Source organism: Phyllobacterium chamaecytisi (assembly GCF_020164455.1).
GTDB classification, from domain to species: Bacteria; Pseudomonadota; Alphaproteobacteria; order Rhizobiales; family Rhizobiaceae; genus Phyllobacterium; species Phyllobacterium chamaecytisi.
The window spans coordinates 253,838-272,285 of sequence record NZ_JAIQWW010000001.1; the positions used below are offsets into that span (position 1 = coordinate 253,838).

The 18,448-nt window shown below is 52.5% G+C and carries 19 protein-coding genes and 1 tRNA gene; 9 read left to right on the plus strand and 11 right to left on the minus strand.

Going from position 1 to position 18,448, the window contains the following annotated elements; translation table 11 throughout:
* Window positions 1-4 precede the first annotated feature (4 nt).
* Genes LB462_RS01160 through LB462_RS01170 form a run of 3 tightly spaced genes read right to left on the minus strand, consistent with a single transcriptional unit; the run spans window position 5 to window position 3,935 of the window.
* Window positions 5-1,144 carry an ABC transporter permease gene (locus LB462_RS01160; protein ID WP_224505588.1) on the minus strand — a complete coding sequence of 380 codons (1,140 nt, stop codon included), beginning with the start codon at window positions 1,142-1,144 and terminating at the stop codon, window positions 5-7.
* A complete protein-coding gene (locus tag LB462_RS01165; protein ID WP_224505589.1) occupies window positions 1,144-2,904 on the minus strand; it encodes an ATP-binding cassette domain-containing protein in 1,761 nt (586 codons plus the stop codon). Before LB462_RS01165 ends, LB462_RS01160 begins: the two co-directional genes overlap by 1 nt.
* Window positions 2,901-3,935, minus strand: a complete 1,035-nt coding sequence (locus tag LB462_RS01170) for an HlyD family secretion protein (protein WP_224505590.1) — start codon at window positions 3,933-3,935, stop codon at window positions 2,901-2,903. The genes LB462_RS01165 and LB462_RS01170 overlap by 4 nt, the downstream gene beginning before the upstream one ends.
* A 91-nt stretch (window positions 3,936-4,026) precedes the next feature.
* On the opposite strand from LB462_RS01170, the gene LB462_RS01175 reads away from it, so the two are divergent.
* Window positions 4,027-4,713: a CerR family C-terminal domain-containing protein gene (locus LB462_RS01175; protein ID WP_224505591.1), complete on the plus strand. Its 687-nt coding sequence runs from the start codon at window positions 4,027-4,029 to the stop codon at window positions 4,711-4,713.
* 128 nt (window positions 4,714-4,841) lie between these two features.
* Here LB462_RS01175 and LB462_RS01180 read toward each other — a convergent pair whose 3' ends face one another.
* Window positions 4,842-5,012: a hypothetical protein gene (locus LB462_RS01180; RefSeq protein ID WP_224505592.1), complete on the minus strand. Its 171-nt coding sequence runs from the start codon at window positions 5,010-5,012 to the stop codon at window positions 4,842-4,844.
* A gap of 415 nt (window positions 5,013-5,427) precedes the next feature.
* Between LB462_RS01180 and LB462_RS01185 the strand changes: the two genes are divergently transcribed.
* Window positions 5,428-5,601, plus strand: coding sequence for a hypothetical protein (locus tag LB462_RS01185; protein WP_224505593.1), 174 nt, complete (start codon window positions 5,428-5,430; stop codon window positions 5,599-5,601).
* A 55-nt stretch (window positions 5,602-5,656) separates the two neighbouring features.
* Here LB462_RS01185 and LB462_RS01190 read toward each other — a convergent pair whose 3' ends face one another.
* From LB462_RS01190 to LB462_RS31750, 4 genes are all read right to left on the minus strand, one after another.
* Window positions 5,657-6,019 (minus strand): hypothetical protein, encoded by a 363-nt coding sequence (locus LB462_RS01190; RefSeq protein WP_224505594.1) that lies wholly within the window; start codon window positions 6,017-6,019, stop codon window positions 5,657-5,659.
* 82 nt (window positions 6,020-6,101) lie between these two features.
* Complete coding sequence (locus LB462_RS01195; RefSeq protein WP_370637019.1) at window positions 6,102-6,491, minus strand: DUF930 domain-containing protein; 390 nt, start codon at window positions 6,489-6,491, stop codon at window positions 6,102-6,104.
* Window positions 6,488-6,787: a hypothetical protein gene (locus LB462_RS01200; protein ID WP_224505596.1), complete on the minus strand. Its 300-nt coding sequence runs from the start codon at window positions 6,785-6,787 to the stop codon at window positions 6,488-6,490. The genes LB462_RS01195 and LB462_RS01200 overlap by 4 nt, the downstream gene beginning before the upstream one ends.
* 182 nt (window positions 6,788-6,969) lie before the next feature.
* Window positions 6,970-7,296 carry a hypothetical protein gene (locus LB462_RS31750; RefSeq protein WP_444358110.1) on the minus strand — a complete coding sequence of 109 codons (327 nt, stop codon included), beginning with the start codon at window positions 7,294-7,296 and terminating at the stop codon, window positions 6,970-6,972.
* Between the two features lie 76 nt (window positions 7,297-7,372).
* On the opposite strand from LB462_RS31750, the gene LB462_RS01210 reads away from it, so the two are divergent.
* A tRNA-Ser gene (locus tag LB462_RS01210) sits at window positions 7,373-7,464 on the plus strand.
* Window positions 7,465-7,557: 93 nt separating this feature from the next.
* On the opposite strand, the gene LB462_RS01215 is transcribed toward LB462_RS01210, so the two are convergent.
* Both LB462_RS01215 and LB462_RS01220 read right to left on the minus strand, forming a co-directional pair.
* On the minus strand, window positions 7,558-7,941 hold the full coding sequence (locus LB462_RS01215) for a hypothetical protein (protein WP_224505598.1): 384 nt from the start codon (window positions 7,939-7,941) through the stop codon (window positions 7,558-7,560).
* A 230-nt stretch (window positions 7,942-8,171) separates the two neighbouring features.
* On the minus strand, window positions 8,172-8,441 hold the full coding sequence (locus tag LB462_RS01220) for a hypothetical protein (protein WP_224505599.1): 270 nt from the start codon (window positions 8,439-8,441) through the stop codon (window positions 8,172-8,174).
* Window positions 8,442-8,769: 328 nt separating this feature from the next.
* Here LB462_RS01220 and LB462_RS01230 point away from each other — a divergent pair, with 328 nt between their 5' ends.
* The 6 genes from LB462_RS01230 (at window position 8,770) to LB462_RS01255 (ending at window position 16,914) form a co-directional block, all read left to right on the plus strand.
* On the plus strand, window positions 8,770-9,657 hold the full coding sequence (locus LB462_RS01230; RefSeq protein ID WP_224505601.1) for a restriction endonuclease: 888 nt from the start codon (window positions 8,770-8,772) through the stop codon (window positions 9,655-9,657).
* A gap of 555 nt (window positions 9,658-10,212) precedes the next feature.
* Window positions 10,213-10,413 (plus strand): hypothetical protein, encoded by a 201-nt coding sequence (locus LB462_RS01235; RefSeq protein ID WP_224505602.1) that lies wholly within the window; start codon window positions 10,213-10,215, stop codon window positions 10,411-10,413.
* 35 nt (window positions 10,414-10,448) lie between these two features.
* Window positions 10,449-10,919: a hypothetical protein gene (locus LB462_RS01240; protein ID WP_224505603.1), complete on the plus strand. Its 471-nt coding sequence runs from the start codon at window positions 10,449-10,451 to the stop codon at window positions 10,917-10,919.
* A 99-nt stretch (window positions 10,920-11,018) separates the two neighbouring features.
* Window positions 11,019-12,221: a DUF6161 domain-containing protein gene (locus tag LB462_RS01245; protein WP_224505604.1), complete on the plus strand. Its 1,203-nt coding sequence runs from the start codon at window positions 11,019-11,021 to the stop codon at window positions 12,219-12,221.
* A 245-nt stretch (window positions 12,222-12,466) separates the two neighbouring features.
* The gene (locus LB462_RS01250) at window positions 12,467-14,254 is read left to right on the plus strand and encodes an AAA family ATPase (RefSeq protein ID WP_224505605.1); all 1,788 of its coding nucleotides are present in this window, start codon (window positions 12,467-12,469) and stop codon (window positions 14,252-14,254) included.
* Between the two features lie 404 nt (window positions 14,255-14,658).
* Window positions 14,659-16,914 (plus strand): KAP family P-loop NTPase fold protein, encoded by a 2,256-nt coding sequence (locus LB462_RS01255; protein WP_224505606.1) that lies wholly within the window; start codon window positions 14,659-14,661, stop codon window positions 16,912-16,914.
* 872 nt (window positions 16,915-17,786) lie between these two features.
* On the opposite strand, the gene LB462_RS01260 is transcribed toward LB462_RS01255, so the two are convergent.
* Window positions 17,787-18,347 carry an HK97 family phage prohead protease gene (locus tag LB462_RS01260; protein WP_224505607.1) on the minus strand — a complete coding sequence of 187 codons (561 nt, stop codon included), beginning with the start codon at window positions 18,345-18,347 and terminating at the stop codon, window positions 17,787-17,789.
* Window positions 18,348-18,448: the final 101 nt, after the last annotated feature.

An 18,448-nucleotide genomic window follows, 5' to 3' on the forward strand; every position in this document is an offset into this window, starting at 1 on the left:
CGTCTCACCCGAGTTTCTTGCGCGTGGCGAAAAGGGACGCGGTCATCAGAACGGTTGCCATGACGGCGAGCACCGCCGCGTTCGGCAGGATGACGGCCCAGATGTCGCCCGCAAGGAACAATGTCTGCAGCACACTGACGAAATAGCGCGCCGGGAAGATATAGGTGATGCCCTGGATCACCAGAGGCATGCTTCTGATGTCGAACATGAAGCCCGACAGCATCATCGCCGGCAGAAAGGTGACGATCAACGTGATCTGGCTGGCGATGAACTGGTTCTTGGTGAGCGAGGAGATCAAAAGCCCGATACCGAGCGCCACCAGCAGATAGAGCATCGATACGATGATCAATATCCACAGTGATCCGCGCAGGGGCACGCCAAAGAGCACCTGACTGCCGATGACTGAAAGTGCCAGTCCCAGCATGCCGAGGATGAAATAGGGGACAGTCTTGCCCAGTAAAATTTCGCCGGGCCGGGCAGGGGTGACGAACAGCGCTTCGAATGTGCCGCGTTCCCATTCCCGCGCCATCACCAGTGCCGTCAGCAACGCACCGATCAGTGTCATGACAAGAACAATCAGCCCCGGCACCAGGAAATAGGTGCTGTCATTGGCCTCGTTGAACCAAAGCCGCGTCTGCAGGTCGATCGATGCGCCGGAATTCAAGACCATTCCTTGCGCTGCCTCGCGCGCCAGCCACGTGCCGACCGCGCCTTGCGCATAGCCGAGCGCGATACGGGCTGTATTGGCATCACTGCCATTGACGACGACCTGAATTTCCGCCGTGCCGTTCTGCACATCGCGGGCGAATTGCGGTGGTATGCGCACGATACCGCTGACGGTCTTGTCCGCAAGCAGCCGCTCCGCCTCCGCCATAGTCTTGACCGGATACGTCTGGAAATAATCCGACAGTTCGAATCCCGAAACCGCGGCGCTCGCCTCTGCTGATGATTCCTCCATGACCAGCGCAACGGGGAGGTTTTTGAGGTCGAACGACAAGCCGTAACCGAACAGGATCAACAGTACCATTGGCATAACGATGCCGACGGCAACGCTGCTTGGGTCGCGCACCACCTGCCAGCTCTCCTTGCGCACCAGCGCGAGGATACGGCGCATGCGGCCGTGTTGGGCGGAGGGTGCGGCCATCACGCGGCCTCCTTCTTGTCTCGCCGGGACTCCTCGACAATGGCGATGAAGGCGTCTTCCATGTTCGGTTCTTCGCCGTTCTTCGGCTTGGCATGGGCACGGATTTCGGCAGGTGTTCCCTCGGCAAGGTTGCGCCCCGCATCGAGAATGATGATACGGTCGCAATATTCCGCCTCTTCCATGAAATGTGTGGTGACGATCACCGTCACGCCTTGCTCGGAAAGCGCGGTAATGCGCCCCCAAAACTCGCGCCGTGCCAGCGGATCGGCGCCGCTGGTTGCCTCGTCCAGAAACAGAATGTCTGGCTCGTGCAAGAGCGCCGCCGCCATGGCAAGACGCTGCTTGAAACCGCCGGGCAATTGTCCGCTCGGCAGCGTTGCCAGATCACCCAGCTCGAACTGCTCTTTCGACCAGGCAACGCGGTCGCGTTTCTTCTGCCCGCGCAAACCATAGGCGCTGGCGAAGAAATCGAGATTTTCATCCACGGACAGATCGCCATAAAGCGAAAACTTCTGTGCCACGTAGCCGAGTTTCTGCCGCGCTTCGGCCCGTGAGGTGCGTAGGTCCGCACCGGCAACGCGCAGCGTGCCGCTGGTTGCCGGCATCAGCCCGCACAACATGCGAAACGTCGTGCTTTTCCCGGCGCCATTCGGGCCGAGCAGTCCATAAATCTCGCCCCGCTTCACCTGAAAGCTGACGTGATCAACGGCAGTGAAATCGCCAAATTTGCGCACCAGATCGTGGACTTCGACCGAGATATCATCACCTGCTGCCGTTTTGGGCCGCTCCAGTTCCACCTCGCTGGAATGGCTCTTGCTTGCTACAGCGCCGAACAGCACCATGAACCCATCTTCGAAGCGCGCGGAGACCGGTTGAAGTTTGATGGCCTTGCCGTCAACCTTGATGTCGTCCTTGAAGTCCGGTTGCTTCACCACGCGCACTTTGCCAGCTTCTGGCACCGCATCGACAACGCCATCCAGCCGGAACAACCGAGCCTGCAGCGACCGGGCGTTCGTGCCTTTCCCCGGCGTGGCTATAAAAACACAGTCGCTGGCTTTCTCCGTGATTTCGTCGGGTTTTCCCTGCGCCAGAACCTTGCCCTGATGCATGACGACGGCGTGGTCGCAGAGTTCTGCCTCGTCCAGATAGGACGTGCTGACGACGACGGTCAGTTTGTCCTCGTGCACGAGCTTGGTGACGATCTCCCATAATTCGCGCCGTGACAGGGGATCGACGCCCACGGTCGGTTCGTCCAAGAGGAGGAGTTCCGGCGAGCGCACCAGCGTGCAGGCGAGGCCGAGTTTCTGCTTCATGCCTCCGGATAGCTTGCCGGCAAGGCGTTGTGTGAAACGCCCGAGGTCGGTCATCTCCATCAGCCGCGGGTAGGTCTCCCTGCGCTGTTCCGTGGTGATGCCGTGCAGGTCGGCGTAAAGATCGAGGTTCTGCTGGACACTCAAATCCTCGTAGAGGCCGAATTTCTGCGGCATGTAACCAATGCGGTTCTGTATTGTCTGCGGATCGGCAGCGACATCGATGCCGAGTACGGAGAGCTCACCACTATCGGCGACCATCAGCCCGGTAATCAGGCGCAGCAACGTGGTTTTGCCCGCACCGTCAGGTCCTACCAAGGCAGTTAACGTTCCTTGCCGCGCTTCGAAGGAAACTCCGTCCAGCGCTTTGACGGTCTCGCCCGTATCGCGGCGGAAGCTCTTGTGGATGGTCCGCGCCGTGACGGGGTTGGTTGGCGCGGCGCCGCTCATGGTGTTGCCTTGCTGTCCGCATTCTGGGGTAGGGGCTTTGGTGCTTCGTCTGCGAGGAGCTTTACCGTGGCGGGCATGCCGAGCCGGAACATATCGTCCTTGTCCTCGACGAAAACCCGCACCTCATAGACAAGGCTCGAACGCAGATCTTCCGTCTCTACGGTCTTCGGCGTGAATTCCGCTACCGGCGAGATAAAACCGACCCAGCCGTCAAGCGGGCGATCCGGGAAACTGTCGGATGTCACCTTGGCGCGCATGCCGGAACGGACATGTCCGAGATTGACCTCCGAGACATAGGCCCGCACCCATTTCGTGCCGATGGTCGCCAGCGAGAATACGGGCTTCGTCGGGGCTGCCATTTCGCCCGGTTCCATAAGCCGCGAGCGTACCACCGCGTCGAACGGTGCCACGAGTTCCGCATCGTCGAGCTCCTGCCGTATCAGCGCAAGCTGGGCTTCATTGCCACGTAGTTGTGCTTCGGCCTGCAGCAGTTCCTCGGCGCGCGGACCGGCCACGGCAAGATCGAGCGCACTCTGCGCGACTTCGACTTTAGCGTCCGCAACTGCGGCTATGGCCTTTGCCGTGTCGAGATCCTGCTTGCTGATCGTAGCTGTCGCGGTCAGTGCAGCCCGCCGCTCATATTGGATGTTGGCGTTTGCCGCGTCCGCCTTGGCCGATGCGAGATTGGCGCGCGCCTGCGCAATTTCCTCAGGGCGGCTGCCGTTGCGGAGTTTCATTACCATGGCACGTTGCGCGGCGACAGTCGCATCGGCCTCCCGCACCTGCGGCGACAGCCGGCTGATATCGAGTCGCGCCAGAACCTGGCCCTTTTTGACGATATCACCTTCCTCGACGAGAATACCGGCAATGCGTTCCGAGCCATTGAAGGCGAGCGTTGCCTGCCGCAGGTCGACATTGCCATAAAGCGTCAAAGCATCATTGGCCACCGGCCGATGCAGATACCACCATGCTCCGCCGCCGATCGCGGCAAGAACAAGAAGGAGGATGATGATGCGAAGCGGCTTGTTCATCTCTCAACCATAACGCGAAAAATATCGATATGTCAAATTTGAATTTGAATTTCAGCTTTCAAAAATTTCAAATTTCGTATAGAATCATCGCATGGCCCGAAAAACACCGCGCAAACTGCCCGGCCGCCGCGAAGACGGCGCCACAACGAAAGCCCAGATTCTGGAAGCTGCTGGCGATGTTTTTGCCGAGAAGGGGTTCGACCGTGCCACCGGCAAGGAGATTGCCGAGAGGGCAGGCAGCAACTCGGCAGCGGTCAACTACTACTATGGCGGGATCGAAGGCCTCTATGCCGACGTGCTTGTAGAAGCCCATCGCCGGCTTTTGACCTATGACAAGCTCCTAGCGCTTGCAGAGAGCCCTGGAGAGCCGACCGAAAAACTGAAAAGCCTCATCGGCATGATTGCTCGCAGGATCACCGGACCCGAGTCGTCGTCGTGGGCGCTACGTGTCCTCAGCCGCGAGATTCTCTCGCCGTCATCGGTGTTTCCGGTCCTCGTGAAGCAGGAAATTCTACCGAAGAAGCTTGTTGTAACCGGCATTATAGGGGAGATTTTGGACAGGCCGCATGACGACCCTGTCGTCACGCGTTGTACACTGAATATCATCGCTCCGTTTGCCATGCTGCTCGTCGGCAACAGGCAGATATTTACCCAGGTGCTGCCGGGGTTCAACTCCGGCGAGCCTGAAGTCCAGGAGCAGATCGTCGAGCATTTTCAACGCTTTGCCCTTGCCGGGCTGGCGGCAACGGCTGCTGCGCTGCGATCAGACGATCACTGAGAGTCCGTTTGAAAGTCGCTGCGGCGAGCCATATGACGTGGTTTTCGAGAACCGGAGCGGAGCGTACTCAAAGTACGTGAGCACCCGAAGCGCAGAAAACAGCGTCAGATGACCGCCGCTGTAGAGTTTTAAAATGGGCTCTGATGGATATCTTCGGAGTTATCTGTGTGCCTGCCTTTGGGAGTTACATAGGCAGGTTCATCGGTCTTCTTTTGTGACTTGGCAATTGCCTCCCGCAGCATCTGCCATTCTCTTTCATGGCGCTGGTAAACATCCTGCGGAACAGTTTGTATCGTCATGTGGGTTCTCCGAATGGGTTGACGCCCCTATAACGATCACATAGGGCGCCCGTTCCCACTTCGCCACTCAAGATTTGCAACCGGCATTTACAGATGCGAAGAGGATGGTCTCGGCGTCCACAGACGCGGCGTATTTACCATAGGACGAGATCCTGGACGCTTGGAACTTTGTCGTTCATTGCAAGTTCATCGTACTGGGTGCACCTAATGGTTGCATCACTTCACAGGAGACAATCTATGCACAGGATACTGAACGCCATCTCCGCAGCCATGCTCGGATTGGCAATGTTGTTGACATCCGCGGTCGCGTCCCAAGCCGCGCCCGTGTCCCCCACGACCATTCAGCTATCATCAAATGTTGAACAGGTGCGCGACAACAGGGCAGATTGGAGGCGCCATCATTATAAGTCTCGCCGTGACTGGCGTCGTGATCGCCATGATTGGCGTCGTGACCGTTACCATCGGCGTCATTGGGCAGAGCGGCGCGATCATCGGCGTTGGAGCCATAACCGCAGGTACTATCGCTATGGTAATGGTTACATGGGCGGCAGCGGAAGAAGCCATCAGTAGCGATTGGCAACGCACTTAGCCCGAATGAAATGGTAAAAGGCGGGTCTTCGGAACCGTCTTTTTTGTATTGGGTTTTACCTGCCGGCTTTCAGGGTTTCATAACCAACGCGAACCTTCTCTGCCAGTGTCAGCAATCTGTCCTTGCAGGTTTTCGCATCATAGTCGGCTGGTTGTTTCGGCGAAGCGATCACTGCCCTGAGCCAGCTGCGTACGGTACTGTCCGCCTCATCGGCCGATTTTCCGAGCCCTTTCAGAATGGTTTCGCTGCTTTCGATGGCCGAGTAATGCGGCTCGCGCCCGAGTGCGTCCTGACACTGATAGGAAACTATGACGAGATTTTTCGCGTCCGCGATTACCCCGCTCTTGCCGCCGCCCGTTGTCGTGCATGCCGGCAAGATCGCAGCCACCAATACAATAGCCAAAACTGAAAATCGCATCTGTTCCCCCATCACTGGAGCGCAGGCTATTCAACCAGCGTCGTAGTGTCGAGAGGGTCGATTTGGAGAAAGGGCCCTGACGCTAGGGTACGAGCAGGTGCTGGCTCCAGTCCTTTTTCGGCACGAGTTCGCCGATTTTATATTTGAAGCCGACGACGTTCATGTTGTCGGCGCTGGTTTGGCATTTGTATTTCAGGTGGTACCACTCACCGCGGCTGCGAAAGGCGGCGCCGCGCGTCTTGATGGCGTGGTCTTCCATTGTCGGGTCGGCGAAAGCGTATGCGAGCACTTTATCCGGGTTGAACTTTCCCTCGTCCTTGCGGATGCGCTCCATCGCTTCCACATCGCAGCGCTGCTCCAGCCGGGTTTGTGGATCAAGCTTCTTCAAGCCTGCCTCCTCGGTCGAATTCATGGCTGATGCTGGACGAAACGCGAAAGCTGCCAGCGCAATCGTAACAAAAATCTTCTTCATGCTCTGATTGGCCCCTGTATCTGCAAATGGTGCCGGACAATATCGGCAAGTGATGCCAATAGCCAACCCTTGCCGGCCCAGCGCCCACAAAATTGAACGATATCCTGCAAACTGTGATTTCCGGCGTATCGGACGTGGATGGCGCCGCCAAACGCATCCTTGACGAATGGCCCGCCGAAAATGGTGATATCGTTGCGGGTTGGCGCCTGACCTGGCTTCAGGAAGGGGTCCGATGTAGCGAAATATATAAAGGGGGACTTTTCTGCGGCGAGGGGGGAAATTGATTGACGATCCAAAAAACGCGGTTCCAAAGAGTGTTGCGATAACAGCCGAATGGCAAAGTCCCACGTCGCTTAGGAGAAAACGAATCAGGGTTATGATATGAACGTTCCACCTAAAAGGAATCGCCGAAATCTCTTTGTCCCCCGCCGGACAAAAGGAGGGCAAGGATAACCTAATTCGAATTGATTAGAAACACTTAGTCGAACTTTGCTTTGCGGAACAAGGTGCCATTTGTGTGCGTTGACCCACCATGACCAACCTCGATTTTCTTGCTGTCACGATTGAAGTTGATGAGACAGGTGAGCTGCGGAACGTGAGTTCCGTCGCTGAGGCCGCCGAAATCCTTCGTCAGAATTGGCCAGTCGACCGCGGCAAAGAACTTTCCAGAGCGCGGCGTGCCTGCCTCGATGCGATAGAAGGGACGGGAAGCGTGGAAGAGGCGAGAACGGCCTTCGTCGCTGCCGCCAAGGAAGCCGGCATATTGGTCTGGAACAGCGCTTGGCGGTTTTGATCTCGGCTCCATGCCGGTAATGCGATTTTTGGGTGAGGTGGAACAAAATCCTTGCAAACATGGGGTTTCATCTTTAGTCAGCGTCCTCGGAGAGGTGGCCGAGTGGTCGAAGGCGCTCCCCTGCTAAGGGAGTAGACCCGTTAAACGGTCTCGAGGGTTCGAATCCCTTCCTCTCCGCCACATCGCATTGTAATCATTGTGTTATTTGGCCTTTTCGAGGCGTTGTCATAACTTTTTGCATAACCGAGTATGCCACAGTGGTTACCGTCGCTGTTATTTTGGATTTTCCCCAAGGCCCCGCATAGCTTGGCCGCCCAACAGTCCGACGATGGCACCAAACCCAATCTTCGCCATGTCGAGCATTGAACTAAGCATTTTCTCCATCGTGTCAGGCATTTGATCGCCCTGCACAAGATGAACTGTCACACAAATGGCGGTAAATAGAACAGTGCCTGCAGCAGCAGTCAGAAACACCAACTTAAACGTCGAGTTAATCGGCGGGTGATTTGTGCTCTTGCCATTTGCCAGGTCCGTCAACGCAACTGAGAATTCTGGGTCATCAGTGCAAACATATTTTCCCAGTGTTTCGGACCAAATCGAAAGCCTACTAGGCGATTTGATACATTGTTTTACTACGGCCGCCATTTCCCCGATCATGTACCCACCCCCAAGGATATGTAAACACCAAGAAACCATATCACATTCCCCGGTCCTACGCAGGTGAGAAATTGCGCCCTAGCTCGATACAAACGCTGCCCTAGCGGGCGGAGTCAGTCCACTGACGAGGAGCGCTCAACAAGAAAAAGGCCGCTGGTGGTTCAGCGGCCTTTGCTCTGTGGTGGTTATCTTCTTCTCATCGTGGTGGTTCTCCTCCTACTCCGACTGAATCAGGCCGCTTGGTGGTTTGGAAACTCAACGCCGACTGTCCGCAAAACGGCCTCGGCACGCGAGGAAGGCGGCGGAACCTCGCGCCAACTCCGACCGACCGGGAAATGAAAGCCCTTTGAAAAGGTGTTGCATGGCGCCAATTGGCGCGAGTGGTCGGCGGCAGGAAACAACTCTTCCTGCAAAAGACGAGCTTCCATTGTCAACCACTCCAGGTAGGCGTGACTGGTATCTCTGTCGGGTTCCTGCGAATGTGCGATCTTACTGGCCATGACCTTCTCTCCAATTGATTAATTTAGCTCAATATGATTTGTATCGCGCAAGACAAACACGTCTTCAAGCGGAAGTTATCATAATGAGCGAAATTAATCAAATAACCGGACGCCAAATCGCTGCCGCTCGCGCTTTGACAGGACTTGGCCAGGTGGAACTAGCGGTGCAGGCTCATATCTCTGCACCAACCTTGAGGCGTATGGAGGCGGCGGGAAACGCTCCTATATCGCCGTCGAATAATTTGCGGGCGGTAGTATCTGCACTCGAATCCGCTGGCGTAATCTTCGTGCCGGAGAATGGAGAGGGCGCTGGAGTGAGGTTAAAGAAATGACAGCGTCTTCTGTAGCCCTTGAGCAGTTAGTTGCAAAAATACAGGCTGATTTGGCACCCAATTCTGATGTGGTGCACAACGTCATGCTGAACGGACGTCATAGCGGTAGAAAACGCCAAATCGATGTGCTTGTTCGCGACAAGATCGGGCAGTACGAGATTTTGATAGTCATTGATTGCAAGGACTATAACAAACCAGTCGACGTTAAGGGGGTGGAGGAATTCGCAGGCTTGGTGGACGACGTGGCTGCGCAGCGAGGTGTATTGGTTTGTCCAAAAGGATTTTCAGAGGCCGCGAAGAAACGGGCACAGACTTTGCAAATTGACCTATACAGCCCGATCGACACCGACCCTCATAAGTGGACTGCGCGCGTAACTGTTCCTGCGTTGTGCGATTTTCGAAGTGCCTCTATGTCGTTTCGCATTAAGGTTTCGTCGACACTTCCATGGAGACTTCCTGAAAAGTTCTACGAAGATTTGGATGTATTCGATGAAAATGATGCGCCCCTTCAAAGCCCCTTAGATGCGGCATTGGACAAATGGAACGAGGGGAAATTTCCTATCGATATCGGAGTACATCAAGATATCGAAATATATGACGGCATCGTAAAAGCCGATAGCGGCTACGATACGACTTTTCCTGTCAACTTGACGGTGAGCTTACGCGTGACTCGAAAACTATATTTTGGACAATATCCGATCAAAAAATTTTCAGGTTTCAAAGACGAAGTGAAGGGCGAGATTATTGCCAATGCGTTCACTCTAGGTGCACTTGACCCGGAATTTGTCGAGAAACAATGGAAAGTAATTGCCGACGAGTCTGATGCTCCGGTGAAGCATGTAATCACGTTCATGGGCTTAGTGGGGTGGGCTACAGACAAGTAGTCCCGATCGCTGCCTCGAAAGGCCCAATCTCCACAGCCGCCGACCCCACGACCCGCCACATACTACTCCGAACGGGTTCCCTCACACTTCCCTAAGTTCCCATCCGCGATAGCTAACCAGCAGAAGAATCGAGTGTCAGAAATTCTACCCACGATCTATACTCTCGACGAGGCGGCCGAGAAGATGCGATTGAAGCCTCGGGCGTTGGCAACATTCGCCCGAGAGCGAGGTTTCTGTTCAGTGATGGGCAGAACCATCCTTTTTAGTGAAAGCGACCTGGTGGCCATTTGGGAGGCGATGCGGTGCGAGCCATCCTCCGAGATCGCAAGCAAGCCTTTCAGCAGTCCTAATGGTGACATCGCCTTGAAAATGGCGAGGATAACTTTGCGGCAGAGGCCGGGAGGCAACTCTAGGAAGCGCCCAAAATAGGTATGCAAGTATCCTTCCCAACTAGCCTGCCGCGCGCTATCCTCGCTGCATGACCAGCCTCCACACACCTCCACCAAACACGCTCGGGCGCCATAGGGGCGCACCGCGATTACGTGGAGAATTACAATGTCGCCAGAACAACGTATTGAACAACTCGAAGGCAAGGTGCAGCAAGCGTACATTGTGATAGGAGTGTTATTGGCTGGCGCCGATCGCAACTCCCCTGACTTCGAAAGCAAGGAAGGCCAGCGGGCCTTAGATTATTTCGCGCATGAGGAATACGACGGCGACTTTTTGCCGTTCGTTCATCCGGGCGCGCGGAGATAAACTTTTAAATAGCTTTTGACGATCGGGGGATCGCAATGAATCTAATGTCCTACCTCTTCATGTATGCCTTGGACGTGGCACTCGCCGGAGTAGCTGCAAACTTCATACACCCACCAATGCCGACATTCCTGTTCGTGCTGGCCATCCTTTGGCTCGGGCCAATCGTGCTCGGATTCTGGGGATTTGTTAAATTTTGGGTGTTCTACCATCTTTACTTTAAAAAAAGACTTGTGCGGGCCATTCTCGCAGATTTCTATGGGTCAAAGTTTCCCGTAGCAACTGAGTTCTTCGACATGGAAAGCTACGTCGAACACATCAGTCATAGTGCTGATGTCCCCGAGGCAGCAAAAATGCGCGCCTCCGGAGCAGTCGGGATGGTACAAGCCTATCAATTTACCAAGCCGCTTACTATGAAACTCGCCTATATGGCAGCGTTTGAAGAAGCGATGAATAGATATAGGCCGAACGAGTTTTTAGCCGAGTATAGACAGCCAGGAACAGAGTAGGCAACAACAAGACCACTGCGACAATTCAACTTGCAATCCTTCCCTACCCCACGCATAGATTGCGAAAATGGGGTTCAAGAAGCCGTAAGGCGGGGTAACATGGCTGTAATTGCTAAGTCGTCAGATATATTTCTCGAGTTGGATTTTGGGCCCGAAAATGGAACCGTTAAATTTATCTCAATAGATGAGGTCAGAGCTTTTATTGAGACAGAATTTGCGGCATGGCAGTGGCTCTCCCAACCTCCTGTCATTAGTTCAGTAAATCAACCTTGGAATATCATTCAAAACCAAATCGCGAATGCGAGAAACTACGCACAGCGAGTGACGGATGCCGATCTAACCCACTTGCAAGGCCTCAGCGCAGCCCTCGACAACGCGTTCGGTGTCCATCGAATTCCTTTAACGGTTTCGCGGGTATTTCAATTTATTGAGGAACTGAGGTCCGAATCGGCAATTACTGCTGCCGCAGCCATCGCTACCTGGATGAATTTAGGAGGTGTCGACACCTCCAAGTTTGCTCAACTTAAGGGCTCTGTATTGATGGTCGCATTCGACGCTGAGATAACGTCGAAAACACCAGTGGCCGTAAAGCGATCGCTGGAAAAGCTTAAGCAGCAGTTTCACGACTCTCGGGTCGCAACTGAAACAGAAGTCATAAAACATCACAACAATTTCAGATCTGATAGGTTGGCATTGCGAAAGGCGATGGCGCGCATGCTACGGCAGAGCAGAAAGGATTTAAGGAATTTTCGCGACCGAAAAGCGGTAGAGGTTGCCGAGTCGATTAAGAGCCTCGACGATACCCAAACTCTATACAGAGAACACATGAGAATTAAAGGGCCTGTTGAATATTGGTCTCATAAAGCAAGCGCGCATCGAACTTCCGCATTGAGTTACCGAACGAAACTGATGGTTTTCGCCGCCGTCGCAACAATTATTCTAGTGGGTTCACTGTACTTTTTGGCCAGCCACGCCATCGAAGTGGCGAATGCCGACAAGCCTCCAGCGGTTTATCTCATCCTAGTGACACTTGGTGTTGTCATCACCACCATAGTTTTCTGGGTGGCGAGGATTATAACAAGGCTGTTCCTTAGTGAACATCACCTCGCTATCGACGCCGAAGAACGTTCTGTGATGGCGCAAACATATCTAGCTCTTACAGCCGAAGGTTTAGCGTCAGACAAAGAGAGGGAGATCGTTCTCGCATCGCTATTTAGACCAACTGCGGATGGCATTGTGAAGGATGACGCCGCGCCCGACCTATCTCCAGCCTCACTGATTTCGAAATTGGGTTCGCGGTAATCTTTGTATCTCCGTTGGTCGTTCCATGCTTGCTTTCCTCCAGACAGCGAAGGAAGCTGCCGGAATGTCTACCGTCTATCAAAAAGCTGGAGAGGTGGCCCAAAATAAAACGCGTCGACGTGTCTGGAAACGTCAACTATCGATGATCATAACAGTTTAACTGGTGCAAAAAGTTGCCGTAGTGCTTTGACAAGCAATCGCTTTGCCTGTCATGAGTAGATGTGGCAAACGTCCTCAGGTGAATAATGTATTTAAAAAGTATTGAGCTCGAAAACAGTGGGCCTATTGCCTACCTTTCTTATCAATTTTCGTTTGATGCCGAGGGGAAACCAAAGCCGGTCGTATTCGTCGGACAAAACGGATCGGGTAAGAGCGTACTACTCTCCCACATAGTCAACACGATGATAACAGCAAAAGGTGCAGCCTTTACCGACGCAGAGGTAGAGTCTGGCAAGGTCTACAAGTTACGTAGTGCAGATTATATTCTTCATGGTGCAAACTACTCACGATCCGAAGTTAAATTTCAAAATGATCTATACCAATCCGAATTCCAGCTTAGATTACCCAGGGGAGTTTTTGAAGAAAAACTGGGATATACTTCTATTGATAGTGCCTGGAACAACCTTGGCTTGAAAGACAATACGGGACTCGCTTCGAATTTTCACGAAAAGGCTGACCAAATAAAGGACGCACTTCTTAATTTTAGCCTCTTATATTTCCCTGCAAACCGATTTGAGGACCCGGCTTGGTTGAATATCGACAATCTTCTTAATGTGGCAACCTACACGCACCACAAGAATATAGCGGGTGTGTCGAATCGCAAGATAATCAACTATTCGCCCTTGCGCGACAATCAGAATTGGCTGCTGGACATTTTGTACGACAGCTTTGCTCTTGAAAGGACAGTCCATTCCATCAAAGTCGGGGAACCAGCTATTATGCTACCTGTCATGGTGGAAGGAACTGGTCCGGCAACGAAATTGAGACAAGAGATTGAACGATTTTTCCTGACGTTGTTCCAAAGAGAAGGAGCACTCAACTGGAATGTAGGTCAAAGAGGGAGACGGCAATTAGCTTTGATTGGCGCGGGTTCTCCGATCGCCACAAATCTTTTTACACTCTCAACCGGACAGACTGGCCTCTTGAACGTATTTCTGACGCTGATAAGAGACTATGATCTTTCCAGAGCTCAATTTAACTCCTTAGCCGATGTTCGAGGCATTGCAATCATAGATGAAGTCGATTTGCACCTTCACACGGAGCTACAACATACAATTTTGCCAGCTTTGATCGCACTGTTTCCTAAAGTTCAATTTGTGCTTACAAGCCATTCGCCTCTCTTTATCTTAGGCCTTCAAAAAGTACTCGGGAATGAAGGTTTCGATATCATTGAATTGCCGTCAGGTCAGCTGGTCGGCGTGGAGCGTTTTTCCGAGTTTGAAAAGGCATATAGGTACTTCAAGGATAGCGCACAATTTGAGGAAGATGTCCGGTCGTCGATTGTCAGCAGCCAAAAGCCTGTCCTTTTTGTAGAGGGATCAATCGACGTTGATCTACTACAACAAGCAGCCGAATTGCTTGGACGACGTGAAAGTCTCGATAAGTACCGACTTTTGGACGCCAATGGCTATGGCGGCCTCGACAAAATTTGGAAGCATTTCGATTCCCACCTCGCTCAATTAATGAACCAGCGAGTCACCTTGTTATATGACTGCGATGTTAGTAAATCGAACTCTAGCAAGCCAGGGGTTCGACGTCTTGCCATGCCACAACAGCAACGACGTTTGAAAAAGGGAATAGAAAATCTCTTTCCCGAGACTCTCATTCAACAGGCAAAAGAAGAACATCCAAAATTTATAGATGTCACCCCATCGTATGAAAAGCTCGTGCGGGGATCAGGTGTCATGGTGGATGAGCAATGGGAGGTCAACCCAGACGAGAAGAGAAACCTAGCAAATTGGATACTAGATAAAGCCACGGCTAATGACTTCGCTGATTTCTCGTCCATTTTCGATACAATCGACGCTGCTTGAAAGACGTCATATCGTTAACGATATCGTTCGCAGATTCGCATCCGGACGCCGATTGCATTTATATGGGAGCGGTTAGGCACCGCTCTCTATAGCTATTTCCACGCCCTTGTCTGCTTGTGCGTTTTCATTGACTTGAGAACGTTCGCGCTAAATTCCCGCTGTTGGCGGTCCATAGCTTGCTCAATTCGTGCCACCGCGTCGGCGTCGGCTCCGGTCGCGTCAATGACCGGCGCATAGGTAATCGAAGGCCCGACAGCAGCAAATACAATATGATCCTCTGTTTTTATGACTAATGAACGAATCCTCTACATTATAGCACGCGAGCGATACACATCCGAACGCGTGTACAAACCTCTATTCGAAACAATGATGCTGGCTATGATGAGGCCATGAGGGAGACTGTGTTGCACAATCCAGAACATTCGATTGATCCGACAATCACCTTCAACCCTGATTCTGACAGACCGGTTGCCACGCGGGAAAGTGACCATTTCGGATTTGCGGGAATTGCTGAAAGATTGGCGCCTTCGATTCTCATGGCGTCTAAAAGCGATGGAATGGTCATAGGTCTAGAGGGAATATGGGGCTCCGGCAAAACGAGCCTACTAAACTTGTTACGTGAAGAGCTGAACCGAAAAAAGGCATCCAATACTTACGTAATTTCTATATCTCCTTGGTTAAGTGGTGATAAGTCAAATCTTGTTAAATCACTGCTCGATCCTGTAGCCGAAATATTAGAAAAGATCGAGCAAGCAAAAGACCAGGACAGAAACGCGAAGAAGAGCACTCGTTTCTTTAGATCAGCGAAGAGGAAGAGTACCGAACTGGGTAAAATGGTGAGGGCATACGGAGTTCGAACCGGACGAACGTTGGCTCCAGCGGTTCGATTCGCAGAATATTTTGTCCCGGGTTCAAAGATTGTTGCCGATGCCGCCGAACTAGGCGCCGAGTATCTGGAAAAGTTCGATCGACACGCCACGACGGCCGAGACAAAAGAAGACATAACGAAAAAAATATCAGAGCTCGCGGTAAGTTTTATAGTCATCATTGATGATCTCGACCGACTTGAACCCTATCAAGCAGTTGAAGTTGTCAGGCTAGTTAGGTCGGTGGCTGACTTTCCGAGAATTGCCTACTTAATGTGTTATGACCGGTCCGTTCTAGCCCAGGCATTAAAGCATGCGCTCAACATCGATGACGGAGATCATTTCCTCCAAAAGATAGTTCAACTAACTTTCGCATTACCATTGCCGGAGCCATTTGATCTACGAACAAGTTTTTTAGAAGAGGCAAAGATAATATATAAAACGGTCAATAAGTCTGAGCTATCTTCTGATATTCTTGAAGATTTGAAATGGGCGGTTGATAGGCAAGGTGGGGCTCTACAGACACCCCGCGAAGTTAAGCTTGCCTTAAACGGTATTCGCTTCATCTATCCCTCCATAAGTGATGACGTCTATTTTCCGGATTTGTGCCGCCTGTTTCTCATCAAGACGACATTCCCGAAGCTTTATAGGTGGATGGAGGAGTATCTTTCCCTGAGATCAGTGTTAGTTACCAATGATGCTTCTATTGGAAATTCAGAAAAGAGCGAGCTAGGGGATCGCCTCACCGAATTACTTCCGATTGAGGAATCGGACTCCACTCGCTCGATTTGGAATCTTCGCCTGTTCATCCCAGGCGTAAAATATCATAAGGATGCTAAAGAACGAGTCTTTGGTAGCACCTCATTAGAGGAGGTGCGGAAGTTGATCTCTATGAAACGGCTCGGCAGCCCAATACATTATCGCTTCTACTTTGCTCTTACGGCTCCCAAAAATGTTATGCCTGATCGGGATTTCGCCGCATTGCTTGCTCTGGCTAGAACAGATGTGTCGGAGCTGACGGAAAAACTGAAAGCATATGCCGATCAAATACGAGTATCTGGCAAAAGTTGGTTTGAACACATTTTAGATCGTTTAGACACTGCCCAAATTGGTGCACTCGACACTGCCGCAGCGGAGGGGCTTGCAGTAGGGATCGCAAACAGCATGGATAGCGTTTTAAGCAAGAGAAGTGAGCCCCGCCCATTCACAATCTCCGTCGAGACCCATGCCAGGATTGTAGTTCGGGATTGTCTCAAGCAAATTAGAGCTAGCGACAGGCAACGGTTTATGGAAATATCTAGAAACCTTGTCAGTAACAGTATCTCTTTGAATTGGCTCGTCGGTACTTTCATCCGCACTGAGCTGCGTCAACACGGTATTGCGGGCGAAAGGTCTTCGCAACCTGAGGACTGGCTTTTTAGTGATAGTGAACTGGAGGAGCTCCGAGCAGCTCTGGGTTCAAGAACATCCACGAGCGAAACTCAAAATCAGATATCCGAAATGCCTGATGTGAGCGCATATTTGTTCGGTTGGAGAGACCTTTCAGGTTCGGAGCCAGTTACTGCTTGGGTTCAAGAATATGCAGAATCGAACAAAGGCTTCCTCGATTTACTCCAACATCTGAGAAGTTGGGCGTTGAGTGATCGGGTCTACTATCCTCTTCACAGGTCCTCTGTGACGGCCTTCTTCGACTGGGAACAGGTTCTCGAAAGGCTAGACGATTTATCTCACACGGAGTTTGCCGAGAAGGTCAGCGACATACAATTGGCAATCAAACAAGGAGAGAACCATTAATTGGCGCGGCGTCTGTAGCTTATATTTGCACTTATCGAAGTTAAAGAACTCGACCTAGAATGAAGGCTGTGACTGCTAGTATTGGGGTGCCAATTATCATCGCAATCAACCAGACGAACGCCGCGAAGAACGGTTTTGCGCTTGTGAGTTCATGGTATCGCATTTGGAAGTACGCGCCTAAGACCGCACCAACCCCCATGATTTGCCACATATGAACGAAAAGAATTCGGCCAATAATCATTCCGACGATTAGGCCAAATGCTGGCGATAAGACCCGTAGAACGTCCTTGAATGTGCTATTTGTTTCCATTACCCGCGTTGGTAAAGGACGCACGTTAAACCGCATTCAAAATGACGGGTAATATTTTACGGAATTCGTTGATTTTCACGGACCCAAGATATCGTCGTCTGCAACGTTCTCAGAAGGCCAATTCAACTTACCAGCACTAGCAGGCGTGGCGCCAAGTTGCCCTAAGACTTGTCGCAAAAGTTGCATACCAGGCACGCCTAAAGACGCAGTCTGAACCTGTGCCTGGAGTCGCGCTGCAATTCCAACGACGCAACGATGACTACCATTGAGCCACGGCAAACGTTTCTCAAATTCCCGCCACGCTGCCGCTTGCTCTTTGGTCAGCCATGCAGGCGGTTTTCCAAGTGGTTCGTTGACGACGAGCTCGGCTCGGTTGCGGTAGCGCTGTGGATTTTTGGCAGCGGCGCCCGAGATACGGGCCGCACCAAGTGGTTTTCGTGGTGGTGCCATAAATTTTACCCCCATTGTTTGATATGTGGACGTGCGCGCGAAGGCCCCACAACGGTCCGCGAAAAACCGCGTTTTGAGGGATTTGACCCACCCCTCCCCATAAGGCTAGGCGCTAGTTAAGCCTGATCCTACGCGCCTTGAGGTCGAGCTCAATTTTCCGCCGAACAATCTCGCTTGCGCGGTGCGCTTCCAACGACCGCAACGCGGCGCTGGTGTTGCTGTAAGCGGGCCAAGTAACGATACTGACCTCATACAGGGTAATCTCTGTCAGAGTGCGAACTGGCAAACTGGTACCATCAACCCATGTCTCGGCTCGGACGCCGAATCCAAAGCTGCACTCCTTCAAATCCCGCCGACCAACTAGGCCTGTGATAGCCTGTCCATCCGGTGTCGACGGGTCAACGGTTAGCTCATACCGCAAACCCTTCGCGTCTTCGGCAAGCTTGAGCGTGCCGTTGCTCATTCGGCCGAGCACGCGCCCGTGGTCATGATGAAGGAGGAAAACCACGTCATTCTCACGTAACGATCTAGCAAAGGCGCCTGGCTGAATTTTCTCGACAAACTCGCCAGCAATCACGGCCTCAGTGTGGAACGTTGCGGCGTAGCCGCTAATGATGTTGGCCTTTGGGTTATCCAGGGCACTGGCACGGGTTTCGAAGTCAGCGCAAGCCATGCTTACGCTCCAACGCCTGCAATCGTGCCTCACGCTTTGCGGCCGGAGATTCCCTGCGCATAGAACGGGCGATGGCGACGGGATCAGAGTTCAATCTAATA

Bases quoted from the DNA above. Each gene is read 5' to 3' on its own strand.
- LB462_RS01165 (WP_224505589.1), bottom strand. From the start codon at position 2,904: ATGAGCGGCGCCGCGCCAACCAACCCCGTCACGGCGCGGACCATCCAC.
- LB462_RS01180 (WP_224505592.1), bottom strand. From the start codon at position 5,012: ATGACGATACAAACTGTTCCGCAGGATGTTTACCAGCGCCATGAAAGA.
- LB462_RS01240 (WP_224505603.1), top strand. From the start codon at position 10,449: ATGAATCTAATGTCCTACCTCTTCATGTATGCCTTGGACGTGGCACTC.
- LB462_RS01195 (WP_370637019.1), bottom strand. From the start codon at position 6,491: ATGAAGAAGATTTTTGTTACGATTGCGCTGGCAGCTTTCGCGTTTCGT.
- LB462_RS31750 (WP_444358110.1), bottom strand. From the start codon at position 7,296: ATGGAGCCGAGATCAAAACCGCCAAGCGCTGTTCCAGACCAATATGCC.
- LB462_RS01190 (WP_224505594.1), bottom strand. From the start codon at position 6,019: ATGCGATTTTCAGTTTTGGCTATTGTATTGGTGGCTGCGATCTTGCCG.
- LB462_RS01235 (WP_224505602.1), top strand. From the start codon at position 10,213: ATGTCGCCAGAACAACGTATTGAACAACTCGAAGGCAAGGTGCAGCAA.
- LB462_RS01220 (WP_224505599.1), bottom strand. From the start codon at position 8,441: ATGGCCAGTAAGATCGCACATTCGCAGGAACCCGACAGAGATACCAGT.
- LB462_RS01160 (WP_224505588.1), bottom strand. From the start codon at position 1,144: ATGGCCGCACCCTCCGCCCAACACGGCCGCATGCGCCGTATCCTCGCG.
- LB462_RS01175 (WP_224505591.1), top strand. From the start codon at position 4,027: ATGGCCCGAAAAACACCGCGCAAACTGCCCGGCCGCCGCGAAGACGGC.
- LB462_RS01250 (WP_224505605.1), top strand. From the start codon at position 12,467: ATGTATTTAAAAAGTATTGAGCTCGAAAACAGTGGGCCTATTGCCTAC.
- LB462_RS01230 (WP_224505601.1), top strand. From the start codon at position 8,770: ATGACAGCGTCTTCTGTAGCCCTTGAGCAGTTAGTTGCAAAAATACAG.
- LB462_RS01245 (WP_224505604.1), top strand. From the start codon at position 11,019: ATGGCTGTAATTGCTAAGTCGTCAGATATATTTCTCGAGTTGGATTTT.
- LB462_RS01215 (WP_224505598.1), bottom strand. From the start codon at position 7,941: ATGATCGGGGAAATGGCGGCCGTAGTAAAACAATGTATCAAATCGCCT.
- LB462_RS01170 (WP_224505590.1), bottom strand. From the start codon at position 3,935: ATGAACAAGCCGCTTCGCATCATCATCCTCCTTCTTGTTCTTGCCGCG.
- LB462_RS01260 (WP_224505607.1), bottom strand. From the start codon at position 18,347: ATGGCTTGCGCTGACTTCGAAACCCGTGCCAGTGCCCTGGATAACCCA.